Genomic DNA, 20,813 nt, shown 5'->3' on the forward strand with positions numbered 1-20,813 from the left:
CGATGGAGCACACCACGCCCGACCGCGCCACGCCGGACGGCGCCCCCGCGGACACCCCGGCGGACGCCCCCGCCGGCGGCACGGGCCGGTCCGGCCTCACCCGGCGGGCGCTGCTCGGCACCGCCGGCGCCGGACTGCTGGCCGGCGCGGGCGTCGCCGGCGCCGTCGTCCTGGACCGCTCCGGCGGGGCGCAGGCCCCGGCACAGGGCGGCGCGCTCGGTGCGGCCCGGGTGCCGTTCCACGGCGAGCACCAGGCCGGCATCCTCGAACCGCAGCAGGCCCGGGTCCAGCTCGCCGCCTTCGACCTGGCCGACGGCGTCGGCCGGGACGGCCTGCGCACCCTGCTCCGGCGCTGGACCCGCACCGCCGAGCGGCTGACCGCCGGGGAGCCCCCCGAGGACTCCGACGACCAGGTGGCGCTGGACGCCGGCCCCTGCGCGCTCACCGTCACCGTCGGCTTCGGGGCCACGCTGTTCGACAAGGCCGGGCTGGCCGACCACCGACCGCAGGCGCTCGAACCGCTGCCGGCCTTCCCCGCCGACGCGCTCGACCCGGCCCGCGGCGACGGCGACCTCTTCGTCCAGATCGGCGCCGACGACGCCCTGGTGGCCGTGCACGCGCTGCGGGTGCTGCAGCGGCAGGCGGCCGGGACGGCGGCGCTGCGCTGGCAGTCGGCCGGCTTCGCCCGCACGCCGGGCGCCACCGCGCGCCCGGTGACGGGCCGCAACCTGATGGGGCAGATCGACGGCACCAACAACCCCAGGCCCGGGGAGGACGGCTTCGCCGCCAAGGTGTTCTGCGCCGCCGGTCCGGACCAGCCGGCCTGGCTGGCCGGCGGCTCCTACCTGGTGTTCCGGCGGATCCGGATGCTGCTGGACACCTGGGAGGCCCTGCCGCTGGACCGGCAGGAGCGGGTGATCGGCCGGCGCAAGTCCGACGGCGCCCCGCTCGGCGCCCCCGCCGGGGCCGGCGAGCGCACCCCGGTCGACCTGGCCGCGCAGGGGCCGGACGGCGCACTGGTGATCCCCTCCGACGCGCACGTCCGGGTCGCCGCCCCGGCCGCCAACGGCGGGGCCGCCATGCTGCGGCGCGGCTTCTCGTACCACGACGGCCTGCTGCCCGACGGGTCGCCGGACGCCGGGCTGCTGTTCCTCGCCTTCCAGTCCGACCCCCGCCGGGGCTTCACCCCGGTGCAGCGCAAGCTGTCCCGGGGGGACGGCCTCTCCCGCTTCCTGCGGCACGAGGCCAGCGGCCTGTACGCCGTCCCGCCGGGCGTCCCCGCGGGCGGCTACCTCGGCCAGCAGCTGCTCGACGGGTAGGGCCCGTCGGGCGGCTCCCGCCGGACGGGCCCCGGCCCACGGGCCCGTCGGCCCCCGGTCCCGGCTGCTGGAACGCTTTCCTGCCCGGACCGCGAAGTCGTTATGGTGGCTGTTTCGGCACCACCCTGCCCCGGTTCCACCCGTTTCCCAGGAGGCGTCATGTCGGCCACCCGCTACACCTACCTCGGCCCGGCCGGCACCTTCACCGAGGCGGCGCTGCGCACCCTGCCCGAGGCGGCGACCCGGGAGCTGGTGCCGCTGGCCACGGTGCCGCTGGTGCTGGACGCGGTGCGCGGCGGGGAGGCCTCCGGGGCGTTCGTCCCGATCGAGAACTCGGTGGAGGGCGCGGTCACCGCGACCAACGACGAACTGGCCGCCGGCGCCCCGCTGATGATCTACCGCGAGGTGCTGCTGCCGATCTCCTTCGCGCTGCTGGTGCGGCCGGGCACCGAGCTGTCCGGGGTCAAGACGGTGACCAGCCACCCGGTGGCGCAGGCCCAGGTGCGCCGCTGGCTGGCGGCCAACCTGCCGGAGGCGCAGTGGGAGTCGGCGGCCTCCAACGCGGACGGCGCCCGGCTGGTCGCCGAGGGCCGCTACGACGGGGCGTTCGCGGGCGAGTTCGCGGCCCCGATCTACGGTCTGGACCCGCTGGTCAAGGACATCGCGGACGCGCAGACCGCGACCACCCGCTTCGTCCTGGTGGGCCGCCCGGGCCGGGTCTCCTCGCCGACCGGCGCGGACAAGACCTCGATGGTGGTCTGGCTGCCGGACGACCACCCGGGCGCGCTGCTGGAGCTGCTGCAGGAGTTCGCGGTGCGCGGGGTCAACCTGATGCGGATCGAGTCCCGGCCGACCGGCGAGGGCATCGGCAACTACTGCTTCGTGATCGACTGCGAGGGGCACCTGTCCGACCGCCGCGTGGCCGAGGCGCTGATGGGGCTCAAGCGGATCTGCCCCCAGGTGCGCTTCCTCGGCTCCTATCCGCGCGCCGACCGGCAGGAGTCCACGCAGCGGCGGCCGGGCACCTCGGACGCCGATTTCACGGCGGCCGCCGACTGGCTCTCCCGCTGCCTCGACGGGCGCGGGGACGTCTGATCGACGCCCCTTGTCTTTCCGGCGTCCTTCCGACCTTTTCCGATCGTTTTCGCCCGGTTCTCCGGGGCCGGGCGCATGACCGCACCCGTCGTCCACAGGGGGCGGCGACGCCGGATCCCGCCGTCCACAGGGGCGGGGACTATCCACAGCCGAAAGTTATCCACAGGCCTGGGGATGAGTCGACAAACCGGTATAGCCACTGCAGCTTTCGGTCGGATCATCGGGAAGCGGCGCAGAGATGACTAATCGGACCAGAGTCACCCGTGTGCCAGCAAATCACCCGAACGAGTGCTTCAATTCCCTCACTCGGGAAGGTCAAATGAGGTTTGAAACCTCAATTCTCTGGTTTCGACACCCGGACGCCTCCACTCCCCTTCGATCCACAGGCCAGGGCCGGAGGCTGTGGATAACCGGGACCCGGTCAAGTTCCCACAGAAGTTATCCACAGGCTGTGGGCGGTTATCCCCAGGGGAAAACCGGTACCGGTGGAGGAGTCCCCGCCCGGTACGCTTGGGCCTGTGATTGACCTTCGCCTGCTCCGTGAGGACCCTGACCGAGTGCGCGCCTCGCAGCGCGTCCGTGGCGAGGACGTCGACCTGGTCGACGCCCTCCTCTCCGCCGACGAACGGCGCCGGTCCTCGGGCAGTCGCTTCGACGAACTCCGCGCCGAACAGCGGGCGCTCGGCAAGCAGGTCGCCCAGGCCAAGGGCGACGAGAAGACCGCCCTGCTGCAGCGCACCAAGGAACTGGCCGCCGAGGTCAAGGCCGCGGACGCCGAGCAGGGCGCCGCCAAGGAGGAGGCCGACCGCCTGCTCCGCTCCCTGGCGAACCTCATCGACCCGGCCGCCCCGGTCGGCGGCGAGGAGGACTTCGTCACGCTGGAGGAGATCGGCACCCCGCGCGACTTCGCCGCCGAGGGCTTCGAGCCCCGCGACCACGTCGAGCTCGGGCAGATCCTGGGCGCGATCGACACCGAGCGCGGCGCCAAGGTCGCCGGTGCCCGCTCCTACTACCTGACCGGCGTCGGCGCGCTGCTGGAGTTCGCCCTGGTCAACATGGCGATCGCCCGGGCCACCGCGGCCGGCTTCATCCCGATGATCACCCCGACCCTGGTCCGGCCGGCCGCCATGGACGGCACCGGCTTCCTCGGTCAGGCCGCCGAGAACGTCTACCACCTCGCCGAGGACGACCGGTACCTGGTCGGCACCAGCGAGGTCCCGCTCGCCGCGTACCACATGGACGAGATCCTCGACGCCGACAAGCTGCCGCTGCGCTACGCCGGCTACTCGTCCTGCTTCCGCCGCGAGGCGGGCACCTACGGCAAGGACACCCGCGGCATCATCCGCGTCCACCAGTTCGAGAAGGTGGAGATGTTCGTCTACACCACGCCGGAGGACGCGGAGAACGAGCACCGCCGCCTCCTGCAGTGGGAGAAGGACTTCCTCAACGCGCTGGAGCTGCCGTACCGGGTCATCGACGTCGCCTCCGGCGACCTCGGCGCCTCGGCCGCCCGCAAGTTCGACATCGAGGCCTGGATCCCGACCCAGGGCAAGTACCGCGAGGTCACCTCGACGTCCAACACCACCGAGTACCAGGCCCGGCGCCTCGCCATCCGGATGCGCGAGGAGGGCAAGACCCGCCCGCTGGCCACCCTGAACGGCACCCTGGTCGCCGTCCCGCGCACCATCGTGGCGATCCTGGAGAACCACCAGCAGGCCGACGGCTCGGTCGTCGTGCCGGAGGCGCTGCGGCCGTTCCTCGGCGGGCGGACCGTCCTCGAGCCGGTCAAGTAGCCCGGTCGAGTAGCACCGAGCCACCCGCAGCACCTGCAACTCACGGGAGACGTACGGCCATGAGCACCACCAGCCCCAGCCCCCTCTCCCGGGACGGCGCACGTCCGGACGGTGGCGGCCTGCCCTACCGGCTGGTCGCCACCGACCTCGACGGCACCCTGCTGACCAGCGCGGAGACCGTCTCGGAGCGCACCCGCGCCGCCCTGGCCACGGCCACCGACGCGGGTGCCCTCCACATCGTGGTGACCGGCCGCTCGGCCGTCTGGGCCCGGCCGGTCTTCGACGAGATCGGCTACACCGGGATAGCGGTCTGCGGCCAGGGCGCCCAGGTGTACGACGCCGGCGCGCACAAGCTGCTCACCTCACTCACCCTGGACCGCCGGCTCGCCGCGCTCGCCCTCGCCGAGATCGAGGCCGAGACCGGCCCGCTGGCCGTCGCCGCCAGCCAGGACGGGCTGGACGGCCAGGTGCTGGCCGGGCCCGGGTACGAGCTGCTGATCGGCTCCGACCTGCCCGTCGTCCGGGTCGACCGGGGCGAGCTGCTCGCCTCCCCGGTCAGCAAGCTCTACGTCCAGCACCCCGGCATGACCGACGACGCGCTCGCCGAGGCGGCCCGCCGGGTCGCCGGCCACCTGGTCGGCGCCGTGATGGCCGGTGCCGGTGTGGTCGAACTGCTGCCGCTGGGCCTGTCCAAGGCCACCGGTCTGGCCGTCGCCGCCCGCCGCCTGGGCGTCCGCGGGGCCGACACCATCGCCTTCGGCGACATGCCGAACGACGTGCCGATGTTCGGCTGGGCGGCGCACGGCGTGGCGATGGCGGACGCCCACGAGGAGCTGCTCGCGGTCGCCGACGAGGTCACCGCCGGCAACGACGAGGACGGCGTCGCCGTCGTCCTGGAGCGTCTCTACCCGGCCCGCTAGGGCCCTCGTCCGCCCCCGCCGGGCCCCTGCACCCGAGGCCCCCGCCTTCGGCCGGCCGCGTCTCGCCGCGTGCCGTTCCGCGGCTGTTCACGCCCAGTTGTAGGATGACCGGGCAAGCAGTTGTAGGATGACCGATGACCGGCTCGGAGGCCGGTGTCCGCAGACGGTCCGCACCGCAGAGGGAGGTTCCGGCATGACCAGCGACGGCAGCAGCCTGCAGGCGGCCGGACGGCGCTCCCTGGTGGACACCGCGATCGACCAGCTGCGCGAGCAACTGGCCGGCGGGGCCTGGCCGGTGGGGTCGCAGATCCCCACCGAGCACGAGCTCGCCGAGCGGCTGCAGGTCGGCCGCAACACCGTCCGGGAGGCGATCCGGGTGCTGGTGCACGCCGGCATGCTGGTCTCCCGGCAGGGCGAGGGGACGTTCGTCCGCTCCACCAGCGACCCGGCGGCCGTCCTGCGCGGCGTCCAGCGCTCGGGCGTGCGCGACGTCCTGGAGGTCCGGGCCGCGCTCGAGGCCGAGGCCGCCCGGCTGGCCGCACTGCGGCACACCCCCGAGGACGTCCGGCGGATGCGCGCCGCGCTCGCCCGTGAGGCCGAGGTGATCGCCTCCCAGCCCGAGCGGGCCGGCCGCGAGGCCACCGTCGAGCACGACCTGGAGTTCCACACCGCCGTCGTCGAGGCCGCCCACAACCCGGCACTGACCGAGGTGTACCGCTACTTCGGCGCCTCCGTGCGCGAGTCGATGACCACGGCCTTCGGCGACCACGAGATGCCCGAGGTGGTCGTGGCCACCCACGAGGCGCTGGTCGACGCGATCGAGAGCGGCGACCCGGACCGCGCCGAGGCGGCGTGTCGTGCGCTGCTCGCCGAGCCGACCGCGGCCGTCGAGCAGCTCCTCGCGGCCATCGCGGCCCGGAAGTAAGGCACCCGCCCCTTCCGCCGTCCGCACCCCTCGCAGCACATTCACGAAAGAACACAGCACACCCATGGCCGTCACCCGTGCCCAGCAGCCGGTCGTCACCTCCTCCGCCCCGCTCCCCGTCCGCAGCCGGCTGGCCCACCCCGCCCTGCTGCTGACCGGCATCGTGCTCGTCGCGCTGAACATGCGCGCCTGCCTGGCGGCGATCTCCCCGATGGTCGGCGAGATCCAGCGGACCTTCGGCCTCTCCACCACCGCCAGCGGCCTGATCACCACCGTGCCGGTGCTGTTCCAGGGCGTCGGCGCCCCGCTCACCCCCCGGCTGACCCGGCGCTTCGGCACCGAGCGGGTGGTGCTGGGCGCGGTGCTGGTGCTCGGCGCGGGCGTGCTGCTGCGGGTGCTGCCCTCGGTGGGCGCGCTGTACGCGGGCTGCGTGGTGATCGGCGTCGCCATCGCCGTGCTCAACGTGTCGATGCCGGGCCTGGTCAAGCGGGAGTTCCCGGACCGCGCGGCCACCATGACCGGCGTCTACTCGACCACCATGCTGGTCGGCGCGACCCTCGCGGCCGGTACGTCCGTCCCGCTGGAGCACGTGCTCGGCGGCGGCTGGCAGGCCTCCCTGGGCGCCTGGTCGCTGCTGGCGCTGGTCGCCGCGGTGGCCTGGCTGCCGCAGGTGCTGCGCTCCCGGCAGGAGCGGACGGCCGTCGCCGCCGCGGCGGCCCGACCGGGCCGACCGGTCGAGGGGATCTGGCGCTCGCCGCTGGCCTGGCAGATCAGCCTCTTCATGGGCATCTCGTCGCTGCTGGTGTACACCCTGGTCGCCTGGATGCCGACCATCCTGGCCGACCACGGCATGGACCGCGGCGAGGCCGGGCTGGTCTTCGCCTTCTCCAACCTGGTGCAGGTGGCCGGCGCCTTCCTGGTGCCGCTGCTGGCCGGCCGGATGACCGACCAGCGCGTGCTGGCCGTCGCCATGGCCGGGCTGAACGGCCTCGGCATCGCGCTGCTGCTGGTCGCGCCAGTCTCCGGCGCCTGGGTGGCGGCGGCGATCCTGGGCGTCGCCCAGGGCGGTTCGCTCGGCCTGGGCCTGGCCTTCATCGTGCTGCGCACCCGCAGCGCGGCCGGTGCCGCCCAGCTGGGCGGGATGTCGCAGGCGATCGGCTACCTGGTCGCGGCGGCCGGACCGGTCGGCGCCGGGGCGCTGCACCAGCTCACCGGCGGCTGGACGACCACCCTGGTGCTGATGCTGGCGCTGGTCACCGTGGTCGGCGCGGCCGGCTGGGGCGCGGGCCGCAACCGGACGCTCTGAGCACCGACCGTCCGGCGCCCCGGACCGGGGCCGCCGGACGGGAGCGCCGGACAGGGGCGCCGGCAGGCCCTACTCCTCCCCGGCCAGGGTCAGCCCGGCCAGCTTCACCGAGGCCAGCACCGTCGCCGCGACGGTGACCACCAGCAGCAGCGGCACGGCCACCCCGAAGGACACGTCCGCGCCGATCGCGGCGTCCCCGGCGACCGCCTCGGCCACCGACCGGCCCCACTGCTGGACGCTCAGCGTCCGGGCGCCCGAGACGAAGTTGCCGATCAGCGACTCCCAGACCAGCGCGTAGGCCAGCCCGGCCACCACCGCGTGCCGGGTGACCACGCCGAGCAGCAGGAACAGCGCGCTGTAGGCGGCCCCGGCGACCAGCACGGCCACCGTGTAGCCGAGCGCGACCCCGTCCCGGGTGCCGTACAGCAGCAGGCCGGAGAGCAGCGTCGGGACGGCGGCGAACACCCAGGTGGTGCCGATCGCCACGGCCAGCTTGGTGGTGACGATCTGCCACCGCGGCAGCGGCTTGGCCAGCAGGTAGACGATCGAGCCGTCGTCGATCTCGGTGGCGATCACCCCGGTGCCGACCACCAGGCCGAGGATCGGCACCAGGGTGCCGAGGCCGAGCTGGCCGAGGATCTTGACGGTCAGCTCGTGCGCGTTCCCGTCGGAGCCGCCGGCCAGGGCGGACACGAGCAGCAGCAGGGCGGGGACCACCAGCAGCAGGAGGCCGCGGCGGCGGCCCAGCAGGCCGCGCAGGGTCAGCCGGGCGACGGTCGGGTTCATGGTCGGTCGGCCCTTTCCTGGGTCCGGTACGGGAGGGGGTCGGCGGCGCGGGCGGGGCGGCCCGGGCGGCCCGGGTGACTCGGGCGGCCGGCGCGGCCCGGGCCGACGGCGCGACGCGGGCGGCTCACGTCGAGACCAGGTAGGAGAAGACGCTCTCCAGGGACTCGTCCGCCGGAGCGACGGTGAACAGCCGGATGCCCGCGTCCCGGGCGACCCGGGGCAGCAGCGTCGTGAAGCCCTGGAAGTCCACCGCCTCGATCCGCAGCACCCGCTCCCGCTCGTCCACCTCGATGCCGGTGGTGGAGCCGTCGGCGATCAGCGCGGCCGCCAGCCGGCGGTCGTCGCCGGACCGGACGAGGTAGCGGTGCGGGCGGTCCGTCATCAGTCGGCGGATCTTCCGGAAGTCGCCCGAGGCGGCGTGCCTCCCGGCCACCACGACCTCGATGTGGCGGGCCAGTTGCTCGACCTCCTCCAGGATGTGCGAGGAGAACAGCACCGTCCGGCCGTCCGCGCCGAAGCGGCGCAGCAGCTCCATCAGCTGGAGGCGCTGGCGCGGGTCCATGCCGTTGAACGGCTCGTCGAGCAGCAGCACGGCCGGGTCGTGGACCAGGGCCGAGGCCATCTTGACCCGCTGCTTCATGCCCTTGGAGTACGTCCCGGTGCGGCGGTCCTTCGCGTACGCCATCTCCACCAGGTCCAGGGCGCGGCGGGCGGCGGCGCCGGGCTGGGCGAGGCCGTGCAGTTCGGCGTTGGCGAGCACGAACTCCCAGCCCGTCAGGTAGTCGTACATCGACTCCCGTTCGGGCACCAGACCGATCTGCCGGTACACCTCCTGGTTGCGCCAGGTCGGCGCGCCGTCCAGGGTGACCGCCCCGCCGGACGGCGCCAGGAAGCCGCTCATCATGTGGATCAGGGTGGACTTGCCCGCGCCGTTCGGCCCGAGCAGACCGGTGATGCCGGGCCCGATCGACATGCTGATGTCGTTGACGGCGACCACGTTCCCGAACCAGCGGGAGACCTTGTCGATGCTGATGGTGGCCATGGCGCCCTCTCACACTCCTCGGTTCGTCAGACGCTGCGGTAGCGGCGCAGCAGCAGCCCGTACGCGGCGGCCGGGACGGCCAGCGCGGCCACCAGGAAGACGGCCGCGCCGAGCCCGCCGGGCGCGTGCATCCGGCCGTCCACGCCACCGACCGAGAAGAGCTGGTTGGTCAGGCTCTCCACCAGGTCGTTCGGCGAGAGCAGCGCCGCCCACTGGACGGAGTCCGGGACGGTGAGCTCGGTGGCGGTGCCGATCCTGGTCAGCACCGCCACCACGACCGAGCTGATCGTCAGGTAGCCCATGATCCCGGCCACCCCGAAGCCGCGGCGCGGGGTGGCCGCGGCGATCACCATCGCCACCGAGGTCGGCACCAGGGCGTACAGCGCCGCGGCGAGCAGGCCGGACAGGAAGTGCCCGGTGTTGTGCCCGAAGTCCAGCCGGCCGAGCAGCGCGCCCAGGTAGAGGACCGTCAGCGGCGCCGCCATCAGCAGGAACTGGGCGCAGACCATGGCCGCGAACTTCGCCCGGACGTAGTCGGCGCGGGTGATCGGGCGGGAGAAGTACAGCGGGACGGTGTGGTACCTGAGGTCCCGGGAGAGCAGCACCGGCGCCTGCGAGGCCAGGAAGATCGCCACGATCGGCCCGAACAGCGACAGGTAGCGCGCGTAGTCCAGCGGCAGCTCGGCGGCGCCGGTCGCCAGCGCGACCGCCACCATGACGACGGCGGGCATCGACACCACGCCGAGGACCAGCATCGGCAGCACCTTGGACCTGCCGGAGCGCCCCAGCCCGTACGCGGCGCGCAGGCTCTGGGTGAACAGCGAGCGGGTCGCGTAGCCGCGGCCGAGCCGGGGGCCGGTGTAGCCCCGGTAGCCGATGTCGTGGATGACGCCGGAGTCGGCGGCCCCGGTCTCAGGAGGCAGCGGCATCGTCCGTCCCTCCCCTGCTGTCGTCGGTGAAGAGTTCGGCGACCCGGTGGCGGCGCTGCTCCAGCCGGACCAGGCCGAGGCCCAGGCCGGCGACGGTGTCGCGGATGGTGTCGTAGGTGTCCTCGCCGGCCAGCCGGACCAGCAGCAGGTGCGAGCCCTCGGACTGGACGGACAGCCCGGCCGCGGCCAGCCGCTCCCGGACGGCCCCGCCCGGCTCCGGGAGCCGGTCCTCCGGGTGGTCGGTGACCTCGACGGCGAGCACGGCCGTCGCCTCCGTGAAGGAGGCCGTGGACGAGGACCGCAGCAGCGTGCCGCCGTCGATGACGACCAGGTGGTCGCAGGTGCGCTCCAGCTCGCCGAGCAGGTGGGTGGTGACCAGCACCGAGATCCCGAAGTCGGCGTGCACCCGGCGGATCAGCGCCAGCATCTCGTCCCGGCCGGCCGGGTCGAGGCCGTTGGTCGGCTCGTCCAGCAGCACCAGCCTCGGGTCATGCACCAGCGCCTGGGCCAGCTTGACCCGCTGCTTCATGCCGGTGGAGTACCCGCCCATCGGCCGGTACCGCTCCTCGTACAGGCCGACGTGACGCAGCACGTCGGCCGTGCGCTCGCGGGCGGCGGTGGCCGGCAGCCCGGTCATCCGGGCCATGTGCACCACGAACTCGGTCGCCGAGACGTCCGGCGGCAGGCAGTCGTGCTCGGGCATGTAGCCGACCCGCTCGCGGATCTCCGAGCCGCGGGTGGCGACGTCCAGCCCGAGCACCTCGCCGCGACCGGAGGTCGCCGGGGCCAGCCCGAGCAGGATCTTGATGAGGGTGGACTTGCCCGCGCCGTTGGCACCGACCAGGCCGACCACGCCCGGCTGCACCTCGACGGTGAGCCGGTCCAGGGCGGTGACCCGGGGGAACCTCTTGGTGAGGCCGTCCGTCTTGATGACAGCAGTGGACACGCCCTCAACGTAACGGCGTTGCGGGGAAAGGGCCATGAGCTGGAATGACGAGCCGATCTGCTGCTGCGGTATGACGGCGCGGGCCCGCTCCCCTAGGGGGTGCGCTCGTGCGCCACCGGTCGGCAAACCCCGAACGCGCTTGTACCCTGGTCGAATTCTTTGCCAACGGGGGTGCCGGAGCGCTGCGCCGGCACGGAGGGGGAGAACGACATGGCGGACCGGGCGACGGCCTTCGACCGGATGATGAACCCCTGGGCGTACGACGCGGACGGCAACCTCACCGCGCAGGCCCGGGCCCAGGAGAGCGCCCGCACGCAGATCAACTCGGCCCAGGCGCCCGGCGGCGGGGACGGCGGCGGCTTCGCCGCGGACCCCACCGTGCTCGCCACCGCGGGCGGCAACTCCGACCAGATCCACGCCCGGCTCAACACCGACGGCCGGGGCGCCGACGAGGCCACCGCCAAGGTCGCCACCGGGCTCGCCAACTGGAGCACCGGCCGGGCCGCCCAGGCCGCCGCCACCACCTGGGACCAGCAGGTCGCCGCGCTCGGCGCGACCATCGGCCAGATCACCCAGGCGCTGAACACCAGCGCCGCCAACTACCGGCAGAACGAGTCGGCCGTGCAGCACGACCTCAACCCCTGAGCCGGACCGGACTCCTGAGAGGACGACAGCCGTGGTCGACTTCCACGAACTCAGCACCGCCCGGTTCGACGTGCTGGAGAACGCCGCCACCGCCTGGACCACCGCCGCCCAGAAGCTCAAGTCGATGGACGACGACTGGAACACCACCGTGGTCGGCAAGATCTTCTCCGTCTGCTGGGCCGGCCCCGCGGCCGACCAGGCCAGACCGGGCCTCAAGCGCACCAACGAGCAGCTGACCGCGGCGGTGACCGAGGCCAACGCGCTCGCCTCGCTCTTCAAGGACGCCGCCACCGAGTTCCAGGCCGCGAGGTCCAAACTGGAGAAGGCCGTCGCCGACGCGGTGGCCGCCGGACTGACCGTGGGCCCCGACGGCACCGTCAGCTGGCCGCCGGCCGACCAGGCCACCCGGCACGACCCCGACGGCTACCGCGACTACCAGAACGAGTACCGGGGCAAGGCCGAGACCGCGCGCAACGCGATCGACGCCGCCGTCCAGGAGGCCACCGCCGCCGACGAGCGGATCGCCTACGCGCTGCGCTCCGACACGAGCACCGACCCGCAGAAGTCCTTCAACGCCCGGGCCATCGGCGGCGGACCGGAGGCGGACGGCAGGCGCGCCGCCCTCCTCGCCGCCCGCGGCGGCGACATCGGCGACACCGAACTCACCGAACTCAACTCGCTGCTGGCGGCCCACTCGGGCGACCCGAAGTTCGCCGTGGCGTTCTACCAGGACCTCGGACCGGACGGACTGATCAAGTCCTGGAACAGCATGGTCGGCGACCCGGCGCACTACCGGGACCCGAACGACCCGCGCTGGAAGGCCTACCAGGAGCTCCAGAAGAACCTCGGCCTCAACCTGGCCACCGCCACCCACACCGGCAACGAGCCGCACCTGTCCGACGAGTGGGCCGCCGCCCTGCGCAAGGCCGGCGCCCAGCCCGTCTGGGACAAGCCGATGCGGCCGACCGGCCTGGACTACGTGCCGTACGGCTACCAGGTGCTCTCCGGCATCCTGGCCACTGGCGACTACGACCCGCACTTCCTCGGCCCGATCGCCGAGCACGTCACCCAGCTCGACACCAGGGACGACAAGTACTGGCCCGCGCCGCCGCCCTCCGTCGCCGACCGGGTGCACGGCTTCAACCTGCTCGGCGGCCCCGAGGCCGGATCCGGCTTCCGGCCGACCACCGCGATCCTGGAGGCGCTCGGCCACAGCCCCGAGGCGGCCAACGCCTTCTTCACCGGCCAGGCGACCGCCTACCACGAGGACGGCACGGTCGACCCGGGCGGCCGGCCCAAGCCGGCGGACTACTTCGACTACTACGTCCACGACAAGGAGTGGATCCCCGACACGGGCTCGCGGGACCCGGACCTCGCGGCCAAGACCCGCCTCGGCGGCCCCGCCGCACTCGGCCACGCCCTGGAGGCCGCCACCACCGGCCACCCGTACGACGGCCCGGCCGCCGTCCCGCCGACCCCGCACACCGCACAGCAGGCGGGCCTGATGCAGCGGGTGGTCGACACCTTCGGCACCCACGGCGACCACGGCGCGCTCGACGAGATCAAGGGCGACGGCAGCCTCGCCCCGATGCGGACCAGCCTCGGGCACATGACCGCCGAGTACATCGGCGACGTCCAGAACGCGCTCTCGCACACCACCGACCTGCCCGTCAACGGCTCGCCCGCCTCCCTGCGGGACGCGCCGGTCAGCGGACTGCTCGACGCGCTGGGCCGCGACCCGGACGCGTACGGCGCGGTGACCAACGCCAACCAGGCCTACACCACCGCCGTCATCCGCGGCCACATGGACGCCGGGCAGACCGACTTCGCCCGGCTGCAGGCCGACATCGACCACACCAGCCGGGCCGGCGGGGTGGTCAACGGCGTCCTCAACGAGGCCCGGGTCGACGAGGTGCACAACCAGCACGCCGCCTCCGACAAGGAGTACAACGACGCGCTGGAGACGAACGTCGGGTACGCCAAGGACGCCTTCAACAGCACCATCGGCTCGGTGACCGAGAAGATCCCGCTCGGCGGCGAGATCTCGGGCGCGATCGTCGACTCCATCGCCGACAGCGTGATCGAGGCCAACTCCCGCGACACCACCGAGGACGGCCGCCAGGAGGCCCGCAACTTCAACGACGACGCCAAGAACGGCGCCGCGACCGGCGCCCAACAGGCCGTCCGCGACGCGGCCGTCGGCTCCGGCCTCGGCTACGACGACGTCCGGCGGCTCGCCGACAGCGCCGGCGACCGGGCGCTCGACGGCTACACCACCGGGGTCGCCGACGGGCTCAGCGCCAACGCGAAGGGGAGTTCGTGACCGGGCCCGGAGGCCGGTGGGTCCTGCCCGCCGCACTCGCGGCGGCGGTGGTCGCCGCGGGCGCCGTCGGCTACCTGGACTGGCGGGGCCACCGCCCGGCCGACGCACCCGGCCGCGCGGCCCGCCTCTGCGGGCTGCCCACCGGCGCCGGCACCCCGCTCGGGCGCCTGCTGCCGGCCGGCGGCCAGGACGTCGAGGAGGAGCGGACCGGCCGCACCGGCGTCGACCCGCGCAGCTGCACCATCCGGGTCGACGGCCGCACCGCGCTCACCCTCACCGCCGTCCGGCGCGACGGCGAGGCCGTGCTCCCCCCGGAGGCCGCCGGGCACCCGGACGCGCACGCCTTCGACGCGGGGAGCGTGGCCGCCTCCTGGAGCGGCGGCGCCGCCGTCTCCGACTACTGCGCGGGCGGCCACGTCGCCCACGTCCAACTGGCGGTCACCGCCGACGGGGCCGCCCCGGCGGGCGGCGACGGCCCGCGGCGGACGGACCTGGAGCAGATCGCCCGGGACGGGCTGCCGACGAGCAAGAAGGACGTCTGCCGGTGAGGCACCCACGACCACTGACCGCGGGCCTGACGGCCCTGCTGCTCGGCGGCGGCCTGCTCGGCTGGCACGCGTACCTCGACCGCACCGGGTACCGGCCGCCGGCCGTCTCGCTGTCGCACGACGAGTGCCGGGGCGCCCTGGCCGACCCGGGGGTCGCCGAGCTGCTGGGGCGCACCCCCCGGGTCTTCGCGAACACGCGCTACCTGGCGCCGCAGCCGGACTCCCGGCCCGTCCTCGACTGCGACGTCACCGGGCAGGGCGGCCGGACGCTGTTCGCCTCGGTGACCGACGGCGCCGGCGGCATCAGCGGCGACGGCATCGGGGTGGCGGTCTTCGGCTGCACCCTGAACGGCCGGACCGAGCCCTACCAGGCCGTCCTCAGGCTCACCGAGGACGGCGTCCGGCCGGCCGGCGGCCCCGGCCGGGAGCGGATGGGCGAGCTGGTGACCGGCTTCGCGGAGCGGGCCGCCGCGACGTTCGGCTGCGCCGGGGGTGCCGGGTCGCTCACCGTGCGGTGAGCGACCCGGCGTCCTCTGCCCGACCCGGCGGCGGGTGCGCGACCCGTCAGGAGTGCGCGCGCTCCCACAGCTCGGTGACCTTGCCGGAGGCGTCGATCGCCACCTTGTAGTCGCCGACCGAGCAGGGGTAGGAGCCCTTCTCGTTGTACGGCGAGGCGAGGCACTCGCTGATGTGCTTGACCAGGTCGGCCAGGTTGACGTCCTTCGGCGGGGCCAGCACCGAGCTCAGGTGGCCCTTGGCGGTGGGCGCGAACGGGGCGGTCTTCTCGGCGCCCACCGGGTCGAAGCCGACGTCGTTGACGCCGCAGACGTCCTTGGTGTCCTTGTAGACCAGGGCGGTCGCGCTGGTGCCCTTGACCGGGTAGATCCACTTCTGCCCGGCCGGCAGCGGCCCGTGGGTGCAGAAGCCCTCCGGCTCCCCGTCGGCCGTGCCCGACGGCTTGGCGGTCGGCGCCGGCTTGCCCGTCCCGGCGGGGGAGGCCGCCCCCGTGCCGGGCGCGGCCCCGGTCGGCGCGGCCGTGGCGGCGGTGCTCGGCGCGCTGCCCTGGCCCTGGTCCGACGCGTTGTCCGGCCCGCAGGCCGAGAGCCCGAACGCGGCGGCGGCGACCAGCGCGGTGGTGAGCAGTCTCCTGGAAGAAGGCATGACGAATGAACCCCCGTTTAACACATGATCAGATTGAAGGTGCGGCCGACAGACTAGCGCCTCCCCCGCGCCCCCTTCCGGAAGATGTCCGGGGCCGGCTCCGCCCGGCGGCGGAGCCGGCCCCGCCGTTCAGGAGGAGAGCCGCTTCAGGGCAGCGGTGGCGATGCCCTCGACGGAGTTCGGGGCGCCGGCGGCCCGGCCGGTGAGCTCGACGACGGCGACCTTGCTGCCGCTGCGCAGGACCGCGACCCCGCCTCCGGCGACGCCGTCGCCGCTGTAGGCCGGGTACCAGCGGGCGGTACCGCCGGGGACGGTCAGGGTGTGGGCCGCGCCGTAGTGCCAGTGGCCCGCGGGCTCGTCCTGGCAGTCCTGGACGAGCGCGACGAGCTGCTTCTCCCAGGTGGCGGCCTCGGCCCCGGTGGGGGCGCTCGCGGCCGACTCGGTCAGGAGGCCGTCGGTGTCGAAGGTCCAGGCCACGGAGGCGTACGCGGTGGCCCTGCCCTCGGTCAGGTCGCGCATCGTCTCCTCGCCGGAGCACGCGGACAGACCCTGACGCCCGGTCAGCACGACGGTCGCGCCGACCGGGTTCAGCCCCTGCCGGACGGCGTCCTCGCTCTGGACGAGGGCGGCGGAGCCGAGCCCGGGCGCGGGGGCCGCGACCGCAGCCGGACGGGCGGCGCCCTGCGCGGCCCCGTCGGCGGTGGCCGACGGGGTGCCGACGACGCCGACCGTGATCAGTGCGGCGGCGAAGCAGGCCGCGGCGGCGGCGACCCGGTTGCGGCGAACGGACTTCTGCTGGACGGCCTGGTTCTCGGTCATCTGGTCCCCCTGCTGGTCGGGACGCCTGCTGCGTCCTCGTACAACCGGGGAGATGCCGCCGGAGGAGGGAATGTTGGAGCCCCGACCGGCTGTTTCACAGCTGTGACAGAGCGGTCCTGACGACGCGGTCCATCGCGGCCGTCCCCAGGCAGGCGTGGACCTCCAGCACCCCGTAGTGGCTGCCGCTGCGCAGCACGGCGATGCCCCCGCAGGGCTCCTTGCCCTCGGGCGCCCTGCCGGTGGTGTTGAAGGCTCCCGGGTAGAGGCCCATCCAGCTCGCGGTGACGTCCGGGGCGAGCTGCAGCGTCGTGGTCCTTCCGTAGACCCAGTGCCCTGGCGGTTCCTCCTTGCAGGGCACCTCCTCCAGCAGCAGACGCTCGGTGAGGCTCTGCGCCAGGGAAGGGCTCGGGGCCTCGGCGGCGACCTCGCGGGCGACCTGGTCGACGCGGTCGGCGGCCGGCGGGGGGTCGCCCGGGTTGGTGCGGGGGCTGGTCACCAGTTCGCGGGAGTGGGCGCCGGGCCCGCCCAGGGTCTTCTTCTCGCCGGAGCAGGCCGTGTCGGCGTAAACCCCGTCGCCGTAGCGGTCGGTGACGTGGATCTGCCCGATGCCCACGTCCGGGCTGAACGCCGCGGGTTCCAGGAGGTTCGCGGTCGTCACCGGCCCGGTCGCATCGGTCGGCGAGGCGGAGTCGGATCCGGAGGCCGAGGACGCGGGCGCCGACCCGCCGGGCGTCGCGGGAGCGGACGCGGCCCGGGACGCCCCGCCGACCGTGGCGGCCTGCCCCGCTGCCGGGTGCGCGGTGGTGCCGGGTGGCGGCGGCAGGACGAAACGGCCGGTCGCCAGCCCGAGCGCGGCGGCTGCCACCAGGGCGGCGACGGCGGACCGGGGCCGGACGACGGCACGGCCGCCGCCCGCCACGGGGCCGCCGTTCACAGGCCGGGGGCCAGACGCCCGCGCATGAAGCGACGGGCCTGGTGGATGCGGTCCCTGACCGTGCCCAGCGGGGTGTCCAGCTCCTCGGCCACCTGCGCGTAGGTCAGGTCGCCCAGGTCGCGCAGCACGAAGGACTCCACCAGGGTCGGGTGCTGACGTTCCAGCGCGCCCAGCGCCTCCATCAGGTCCAGCCGCGTCCCGGCGATGACGCTGGTGGTGCGCGGGTCGACGGAATCGGGGAGGTCGGCGTGGCTGTCCTCGGCGCGCCGGCGCATCGAGCGGTAGGTGGACCGGGCGGCGTTCGAGGCGATCACCGTCACCCAGCCCAGGAAGGAGCCGCGGCCGCCGTAGTCGCCCAGGTGCGTGCTGATGGACAGCAGCGCGTCCTGCGCGGCCTCCTCCGCGTCGGCGTGGTGCGGCAGGAAGCGCGAGCAGCGGCGCAGCACCACCGGCCGCAGTTTGGCCAGCAGGTACTCCCTCGCCCCCGGGTCCCCCGCCTGAGCAGCCGCCACGAGCCGTTCCAGCTCGCCTTCCTCGAACACCCGGATCCCCCGTTCCGTCCCGCCCGGCACCCCGCTCGTCGAACGGGAGTTCCGCGCTCCCCCCGACTCCGGCAGAATGCTGCCACATGCGCAAGCTCGGCCGTTACCTCCTCACGGAGCGGCTCGGAGCCGGCTCCTTCGCGACGGTCTGGAAGGCCTACGATCCGGAGCTCGACACCGAGGTCGCGGTGAAGGTGCTGGCCGAGAACTGGGCCGCCAACGCCGATGTGCGCGAGCGGTTCCTGGCGGAGGCGAGGCTGCTGCGCCGGATCGCCAGCCCGCGGGTGGTCCGGGTGCACGACGTCGGGGTGCAGGAGGACCGGCCCTACTTCGTCATGGACTACGTACCCGGCGGCACCCTCGCGGACCGGGTCGGGCGGTGCGACCCGCAGGAGGCGCTGCGGCTGGCCGCGGAGGCGGGCTACGCGGTCCAGGTCCTGCACGAGGCGGGCGTGGTGCACCGCGACGTCAAGCCGTCCAACCTGCTGCTCGCCACCGGCCCGGTGCCCGCCGCGGTGCTGGTGGCGGACCTGGGCAGTGCGAAGCAGCTGGCCGACGCGTCCGGGCTGACCGTGACCACGGGCACACCCGCGTACATGGCACCGGAACAGGCCTTCCAGACCGGCGGGTTCGACGGGAGGGCCGACGTGTACGCGCTGGCCGTGGTGGCCTACGAGCTGCTGACCGGGCAGAAGCCGTTCGGCCCCGGCGGGCGCGCCACGGCCCTGATGACCGACCGGCCGACCGCCTCGACGCTGCCGGCGCTCCCGGCCGGAACGGAGCTCCCACCGAACGTCGCCCTGCTGCTGCGGACCGCGATGTCCGTCGATCCGGCGGACCGACCGCCGACCGCCCGGGCCTTCGCGGACGCGCTGCTGGCTCCGGCCCCGCAGCCCCCGCCTCCGCGGCCGGCCCCGGAAGGCCCCGGGTGGCTGACCCCGCGCGCGGTCTTCCTGACGTCGGGCGCGGTGTTCACGGCGACGGCCCTGCTGAGCTGGCTCCAGCGCTGATTCCGACGGTGACCCGGTCCGCACCGCCGGATCCGGACCGGCCACCGGACACGCGATCCGTCAGGTGGACGGAACCGGCAGGACCCGGGTGCGCGGCCCCGGCAGTGCCTCGCCACGTCGGCGGCGCCGGCCACCGGGGCCCACCGTAGGGAGATCCGGCGGCGGGCCGAGAACCTCGGGTTCCACGCCGCGTACACCTACGACCACCTGTCCTGGCGGTCGTTCCGCGACGAGCCCTGGTTCGGCTCCGTCCCGACCCTGACGGCGGCGGCGTGCGCGACCGAGCGGATCCGCCTCGAGACCCTGGTGACCTCGGTCAAGCCTCCTTCACCTATCGCGTCCTGGACCGAGGACTCGCCCTGTCACGGCTGGCACCATCCACTCGTGTCCTGCCGCACCTGCCCTGCGCAGCACGCCTGAGCTGCGCACAGGCGTGTCTCTCACCCCTGACGCCCGGCGACTCACATGCCCACGATCTCCGCAGCGATAGCAACGTCACGCTGATTATCCCTCTCGATCAATGTCGGCGAGCTGGCGGTTGCCTACGACACAAACCTTGCCATCACCGAACATTAATCGGAATTTCCATCGACACAATCCAACCATTGGATTACTTGTTCAGAATATCGGGCCATGCGTCAGGAAATGACAGTTCCGGGATTCATCCCCCACTTGGCCGTGTATTATTCCTACATGACCAGCCGACAGCTCTCGCTGGGCGATGGCATGATGCCGCCAGCAGAGATCACGATGACGCTCACCCTCGTCACGCCGGAGTTGGCAAAGGAGTGGTTCAAGCGCAACATCAAGCACAATCGACCCATCTCCAACTCGAAAGTCAGGCAGTGGCGGGCGGCCATTGACGAGGGGCGCTGGAAGCTGACGCATCAGGGGATTGCCTTTGACCCCGACGGTAATCTGATCGACGGACAGCACCGCCTGATGGCCATTGCGACTGGTGACCGTCCGGTCTGGCTCCCGGTCTTCTACGGCGTCCCGGCGGACTGCTTCGCCGTCCTGGACATCAACTACCACCGCAGCGCCGCCAACTCTCTCAGCATTGCCGGCCACAAGAACACCGCCACCCTTGCTGCCACCATCAAGCTCATTGCGGCCTATGATGCAAACAGCTTCTCGTCCTCCAGTAGCAGCATGACCAACGAGGAGCACCTTGCGCTGGTCGAGAAGATGCCTGGCGTAGCGGAAGCCACTCACTTCGGCCTCCGCCTCTGGAAGGCGATCCGAATCACGCCATCTGCCGCTGCTGCTGCCGCGTACATCGCTCGGCGTGAACGCAGGGATCTCGCAAATGGACAATGGGAGAGCTGGGAGGAGGGTCTCATCACGGGTGCAATGCTTCCGGGAAACGATCCTCGACTGAACCTGCGCGAGGCCATGAAGAAGAGGGCGATCGAAAGTATCGCCGCCAAGGCCGCCGGTGAAGCCGGTCGAGTGAAAATTCACGCAACCCGCGATATCGCCCGAGGTCAGATCGCCATCTATCTGCTTGCTTTCAATGCCTGGATTGAGAACAGGAAGCCGCGATCCTTTGCATGGAACCCGAGCGAGGATCTCATGCCGACCGTGACGTCCGCGCCGTTTGCCAGGCGGAGTTAATCCAGGTTGAGCCTCGCGACCCGCGGGCATCCATCGTGCGGCAGGGCGCGGACATCTTCATTACGCGCATGATACCGTGCGCGTAATGAAGATGCGGTTCGAACCCGAGGACGAGCCTCGGCTGCGTGCGGCTGCCGCCGCCAACGGCTACCG

At 73.3% G+C, this 20,813-nt stretch carries 20 protein-coding genes and 1 pseudogene; 13 read left to right on the top strand and 8 right to left on the bottom strand.

Annotation, left to right across the window (positions count from 1 at the left end; translation table 11 throughout):
• Positions 1 to 2: 2 nt before the first annotated feature.
• From efeB to AB0N04_RS29860, 6 genes are all read left to right on the top strand, one after another.
• Positions 3 to 1,319 (top strand): iron uptake transporter deferrochelatase/peroxidase subunit, encoded by a 1,317-nt coding sequence (gene efeB, locus AB0N04_RS29835; protein ID WP_360213211.1) that lies wholly within the window; start codon positions 3 to 5, stop codon positions 1,317 to 1,319.
• 159 nt (positions 1,320 to 1,478) lie between these two features.
• Complete coding sequence (gene pheA / locus AB0N04_RS29840) at positions 1,479 to 2,414, top strand: prephenate dehydratase (RefSeq protein WP_360213213.1); 936 nt, start codon at positions 1,479 to 1,481, stop codon at positions 2,412 to 2,414.
• A 518-nt stretch (positions 2,415 to 2,932) separates the two neighbouring features.
• The gene (serS, locus tag AB0N04_RS29845) at positions 2,933 to 4,207 is read left to right on the top strand and encodes a serine--tRNA ligase (RefSeq protein WP_360213215.1); all 1,275 of its coding nucleotides are present in this window, start codon (positions 2,933 to 2,935) and stop codon (positions 4,205 to 4,207) included.
• 59 nt (positions 4,208 to 4,266) lie between these two features.
• On the top strand, positions 4,267 to 5,127 hold the full coding sequence (locus AB0N04_RS29850) for an HAD family hydrolase (RefSeq protein WP_360213217.1): 861 nt from the start codon (positions 4,267 to 4,269) through the stop codon (positions 5,125 to 5,127).
• Between the two features lie 193 nt (positions 5,128 to 5,320).
• The gene (locus AB0N04_RS29855; RefSeq protein WP_360213219.1) at positions 5,321 to 6,052 is read left to right on the top strand and encodes a FadR/GntR family transcriptional regulator; all 732 of its coding nucleotides are present in this window, start codon (positions 5,321 to 5,323) and stop codon (positions 6,050 to 6,052) included.
• Between the two features lie 64 nt (positions 6,053 to 6,116).
• Positions 6,117 to 7,358, top strand: coding sequence for an MFS transporter (locus AB0N04_RS29860; RefSeq protein WP_360213221.1), 1,242 nt, complete (start codon positions 6,117 to 6,119; stop codon positions 7,356 to 7,358).
• Between the two features lie 69 nt (positions 7,359 to 7,427).
• On the opposite strand, the gene AB0N04_RS29865 is transcribed toward AB0N04_RS29860, so the two are convergent.
• The 4 genes from AB0N04_RS29865 to AB0N04_RS29880 all read right to left on the bottom strand — a co-directional run bounded on the left by AB0N04_RS29865 (position 7,428) and on the right by AB0N04_RS29880 (position 11,097).
• The gene (locus AB0N04_RS29865) at positions 7,428 to 8,144 is read right to left on the bottom strand and encodes an ABC transporter permease (RefSeq protein ID WP_360213223.1); all 717 of its coding nucleotides are present in this window, start codon (positions 8,142 to 8,144) and stop codon (positions 7,428 to 7,430) included.
• A 124-nt stretch (positions 8,145 to 8,268) separates the two neighbouring features.
• Positions 8,269 to 9,186, bottom strand: coding sequence for an ABC transporter ATP-binding protein (locus AB0N04_RS29870; RefSeq protein ID WP_360213225.1), 918 nt, complete (start codon positions 9,184 to 9,186; stop codon positions 8,269 to 8,271).
• Between the two features lie 26 nt (positions 9,187 to 9,212).
• Complete coding sequence (locus AB0N04_RS29875) at positions 9,213 to 10,115, bottom strand: ABC transporter permease subunit (protein ID WP_360213227.1); 903 nt, start codon at positions 10,113 to 10,115, stop codon at positions 9,213 to 9,215.
• Entirely contained in the window at positions 10,099 to 11,097 is a 999-nt protein-coding gene (locus AB0N04_RS29880) for an ABC transporter ATP-binding protein (protein ID WP_360213229.1), read from the bottom strand. The genes AB0N04_RS29875 and AB0N04_RS29880 overlap by 17 nt, the downstream gene beginning before the upstream one ends.
• A 174-nt stretch (positions 11,098 to 11,271) precedes the next feature.
• Here AB0N04_RS29880 and AB0N04_RS29885 point away from each other — a divergent pair, with 174 nt between their 5' ends.
• The 4 genes from AB0N04_RS29885 to AB0N04_RS29900 are packed head-to-tail and all read left to right on the top strand — an operon-like array spanning position 11,272 to position 15,095.
• The gene (locus tag AB0N04_RS29885) at positions 11,272 to 11,706 is read left to right on the top strand and encodes a hypothetical protein (RefSeq protein WP_360213231.1); all 435 of its coding nucleotides are present in this window, start codon (positions 11,272 to 11,274) and stop codon (positions 11,704 to 11,706) included.
• Positions 11,707 to 11,737: 31 nt separating this feature from the next.
• Positions 11,738 to 14,029, top strand: a complete 2,292-nt coding sequence (locus AB0N04_RS29890; protein ID WP_360213233.1) for a hypothetical protein — start codon at positions 11,738 to 11,740, stop codon at positions 14,027 to 14,029.
• Positions 14,026 to 14,577 (top strand): hypothetical protein, encoded by a 552-nt coding sequence (locus tag AB0N04_RS29895; RefSeq protein ID WP_360213235.1) that lies wholly within the window; start codon positions 14,026 to 14,028, stop codon positions 14,575 to 14,577. The genes AB0N04_RS29890 and AB0N04_RS29895 overlap by 4 nt, the downstream gene beginning before the upstream one ends.
• On the top strand, positions 14,574 to 15,095 hold the full coding sequence (locus tag AB0N04_RS29900) for a hypothetical protein (protein ID WP_360213237.1): 522 nt from the start codon (positions 14,574 to 14,576) through the stop codon (positions 15,093 to 15,095). Before AB0N04_RS29895 ends, AB0N04_RS29900 begins: the two co-directional genes overlap by 4 nt.
• Positions 15,096 to 15,141: 46 nt before the next feature.
• Here the strand turns inward: AB0N04_RS29900 and AB0N04_RS29905 are convergent, their stop codons facing one another.
• From AB0N04_RS29905 to AB0N04_RS29920, 4 genes are all read right to left on the bottom strand, one after another.
• The gene (locus AB0N04_RS29905; RefSeq protein WP_360213239.1) at positions 15,142 to 15,738 is read right to left on the bottom strand and encodes a hypothetical protein; all 597 of its coding nucleotides are present in this window, start codon (positions 15,736 to 15,738) and stop codon (positions 15,142 to 15,144) included.
• Between the two features lie 129 nt (positions 15,739 to 15,867).
• Complete coding sequence (locus AB0N04_RS29910; RefSeq protein ID WP_360213241.1) at positions 15,868 to 16,557, bottom strand: hypothetical protein; 690 nt, start codon at positions 16,555 to 16,557, stop codon at positions 15,868 to 15,870.
• A 94-nt stretch (positions 16,558 to 16,651) separates the two neighbouring features.
• A complete protein-coding gene (locus AB0N04_RS29915) occupies positions 16,652 to 17,491 on the bottom strand; it encodes a hypothetical protein (RefSeq protein WP_360213243.1) in 840 nt (279 codons plus the stop codon).
• Positions 17,488 to 18,033, bottom strand: a complete 546-nt coding sequence (locus AB0N04_RS29920) for a sigma-70 family RNA polymerase sigma factor (protein WP_360213245.1) — start codon at positions 18,031 to 18,033, stop codon at positions 17,488 to 17,490. The genes AB0N04_RS29915 and AB0N04_RS29920 overlap by 4 nt, the downstream gene beginning before the upstream one ends.
• Before the next feature lie 86 nt (positions 18,034 to 18,119).
• Here AB0N04_RS29920 and AB0N04_RS29925 point away from each other — a divergent pair, with 86 nt between their 5' ends.
• From AB0N04_RS29925 to AB0N04_RS29935, 3 genes and pseudogenes are all read left to right on the top strand, one after another.
• Positions 18,120 to 19,043, top strand: coding sequence for a serine/threonine-protein kinase (locus AB0N04_RS29925; protein WP_360213247.1), 924 nt, complete (start codon positions 18,120 to 18,122; stop codon positions 19,041 to 19,043).
• A gap of 30 nt (positions 19,044 to 19,073) precedes the next feature.
• Positions 19,074 to 19,358 (top strand): annotated as a pseudogene (locus AB0N04_RS29930) (LLM class flavin-dependent oxidoreductase); the annotation flags it as partial.
• A 378-nt stretch (positions 19,359 to 19,736) separates the two neighbouring features.
• Positions 19,737 to 20,660: a hypothetical protein gene (locus AB0N04_RS29935; protein ID WP_360213249.1), complete on the top strand. Its 924-nt coding sequence runs from the start codon at positions 19,737 to 19,739 to the stop codon at positions 20,658 to 20,660.
• Positions 20,661 to 20,813: the final 153 nt, after the last annotated feature.

The organism is Kitasatospora sp. NPDC051702 (assembly GCF_040681575.1).
Taxonomy (GTDB): domain Bacteria; phylum Actinomycetota; class Actinomycetes; order Streptomycetales; family Streptomycetaceae; genus Kitasatospora.

Bases quoted from the DNA above. Each gene is read 5' to 3' on its own strand.
- AB0N04_RS29885 (WP_360213231.1), top strand. From the start codon at position 11,272: ATGGCGGACCGGGCGACGGCCTTCGACCGGATGATGAACCCCTGGGCG.
- efeB (WP_360213211.1), top strand. From the start codon at position 3: ATGGAGCACACCACGCCCGACCGCGCCACGCCGGACGGCGCCCCCGCG.
- AB0N04_RS29865 (WP_360213223.1), bottom strand. From the start codon at position 8,144: ATGAACCCGACCGTCGCCCGGCTGACCCTGCGCGGCCTGCTGGGCCGC.
- AB0N04_RS29905 (WP_360213239.1), bottom strand. From the start codon at position 15,738: ATGCCTTCTTCCAGGAGACTGCTCACCACCGCGCTGGTCGCCGCCGCC.
- pheA (WP_360213213.1), top strand. From the start codon at position 1,479: ATGTCGGCCACCCGCTACACCTACCTCGGCCCGGCCGGCACCTTCACC.
- AB0N04_RS29870 (WP_360213225.1), bottom strand. From the start codon at position 9,186: ATGGCCACCATCAGCATCGACAAGGTCTCCCGCTGGTTCGGGAACGTG.
- AB0N04_RS29935 (WP_360213249.1), top strand. From the start codon at position 19,737: ATGACCAGCCGACAGCTCTCGCTGGGCGATGGCATGATGCCGCCAGCA.
- AB0N04_RS29910 (WP_360213241.1), bottom strand. From the start codon at position 16,557: ATGACCGAGAACCAGGCCGTCCAGCAGAAGTCCGTTCGCCGCAACCGG.
- AB0N04_RS29875 (WP_360213227.1), bottom strand. From the start codon at position 10,115: ATGCCGCTGCCTCCTGAGACCGGGGCCGCCGACTCCGGCGTCATCCAC.
- AB0N04_RS29850 (WP_360213217.1), top strand. From the start codon at position 4,267: ATGAGCACCACCAGCCCCAGCCCCCTCTCCCGGGACGGCGCACGTCCG.
- AB0N04_RS29855 (WP_360213219.1), top strand. From the start codon at position 5,321: ATGACCAGCGACGGCAGCAGCCTGCAGGCGGCCGGACGGCGCTCCCTG.
- AB0N04_RS29880 (WP_360213229.1), bottom strand. From the start codon at position 11,097: ATGGCCCTTTCCCCGCAACGCCGTTACGTTGAGGGCGTGTCCACTGCT.
- AB0N04_RS29925 (WP_360213247.1), top strand. From the start codon at position 18,120: ATGCGCAAGCTCGGCCGTTACCTCCTCACGGAGCGGCTCGGAGCCGGC.
- AB0N04_RS29860 (WP_360213221.1), top strand. From the start codon at position 6,117: ATGGCCGTCACCCGTGCCCAGCAGCCGGTCGTCACCTCCTCCGCCCCG.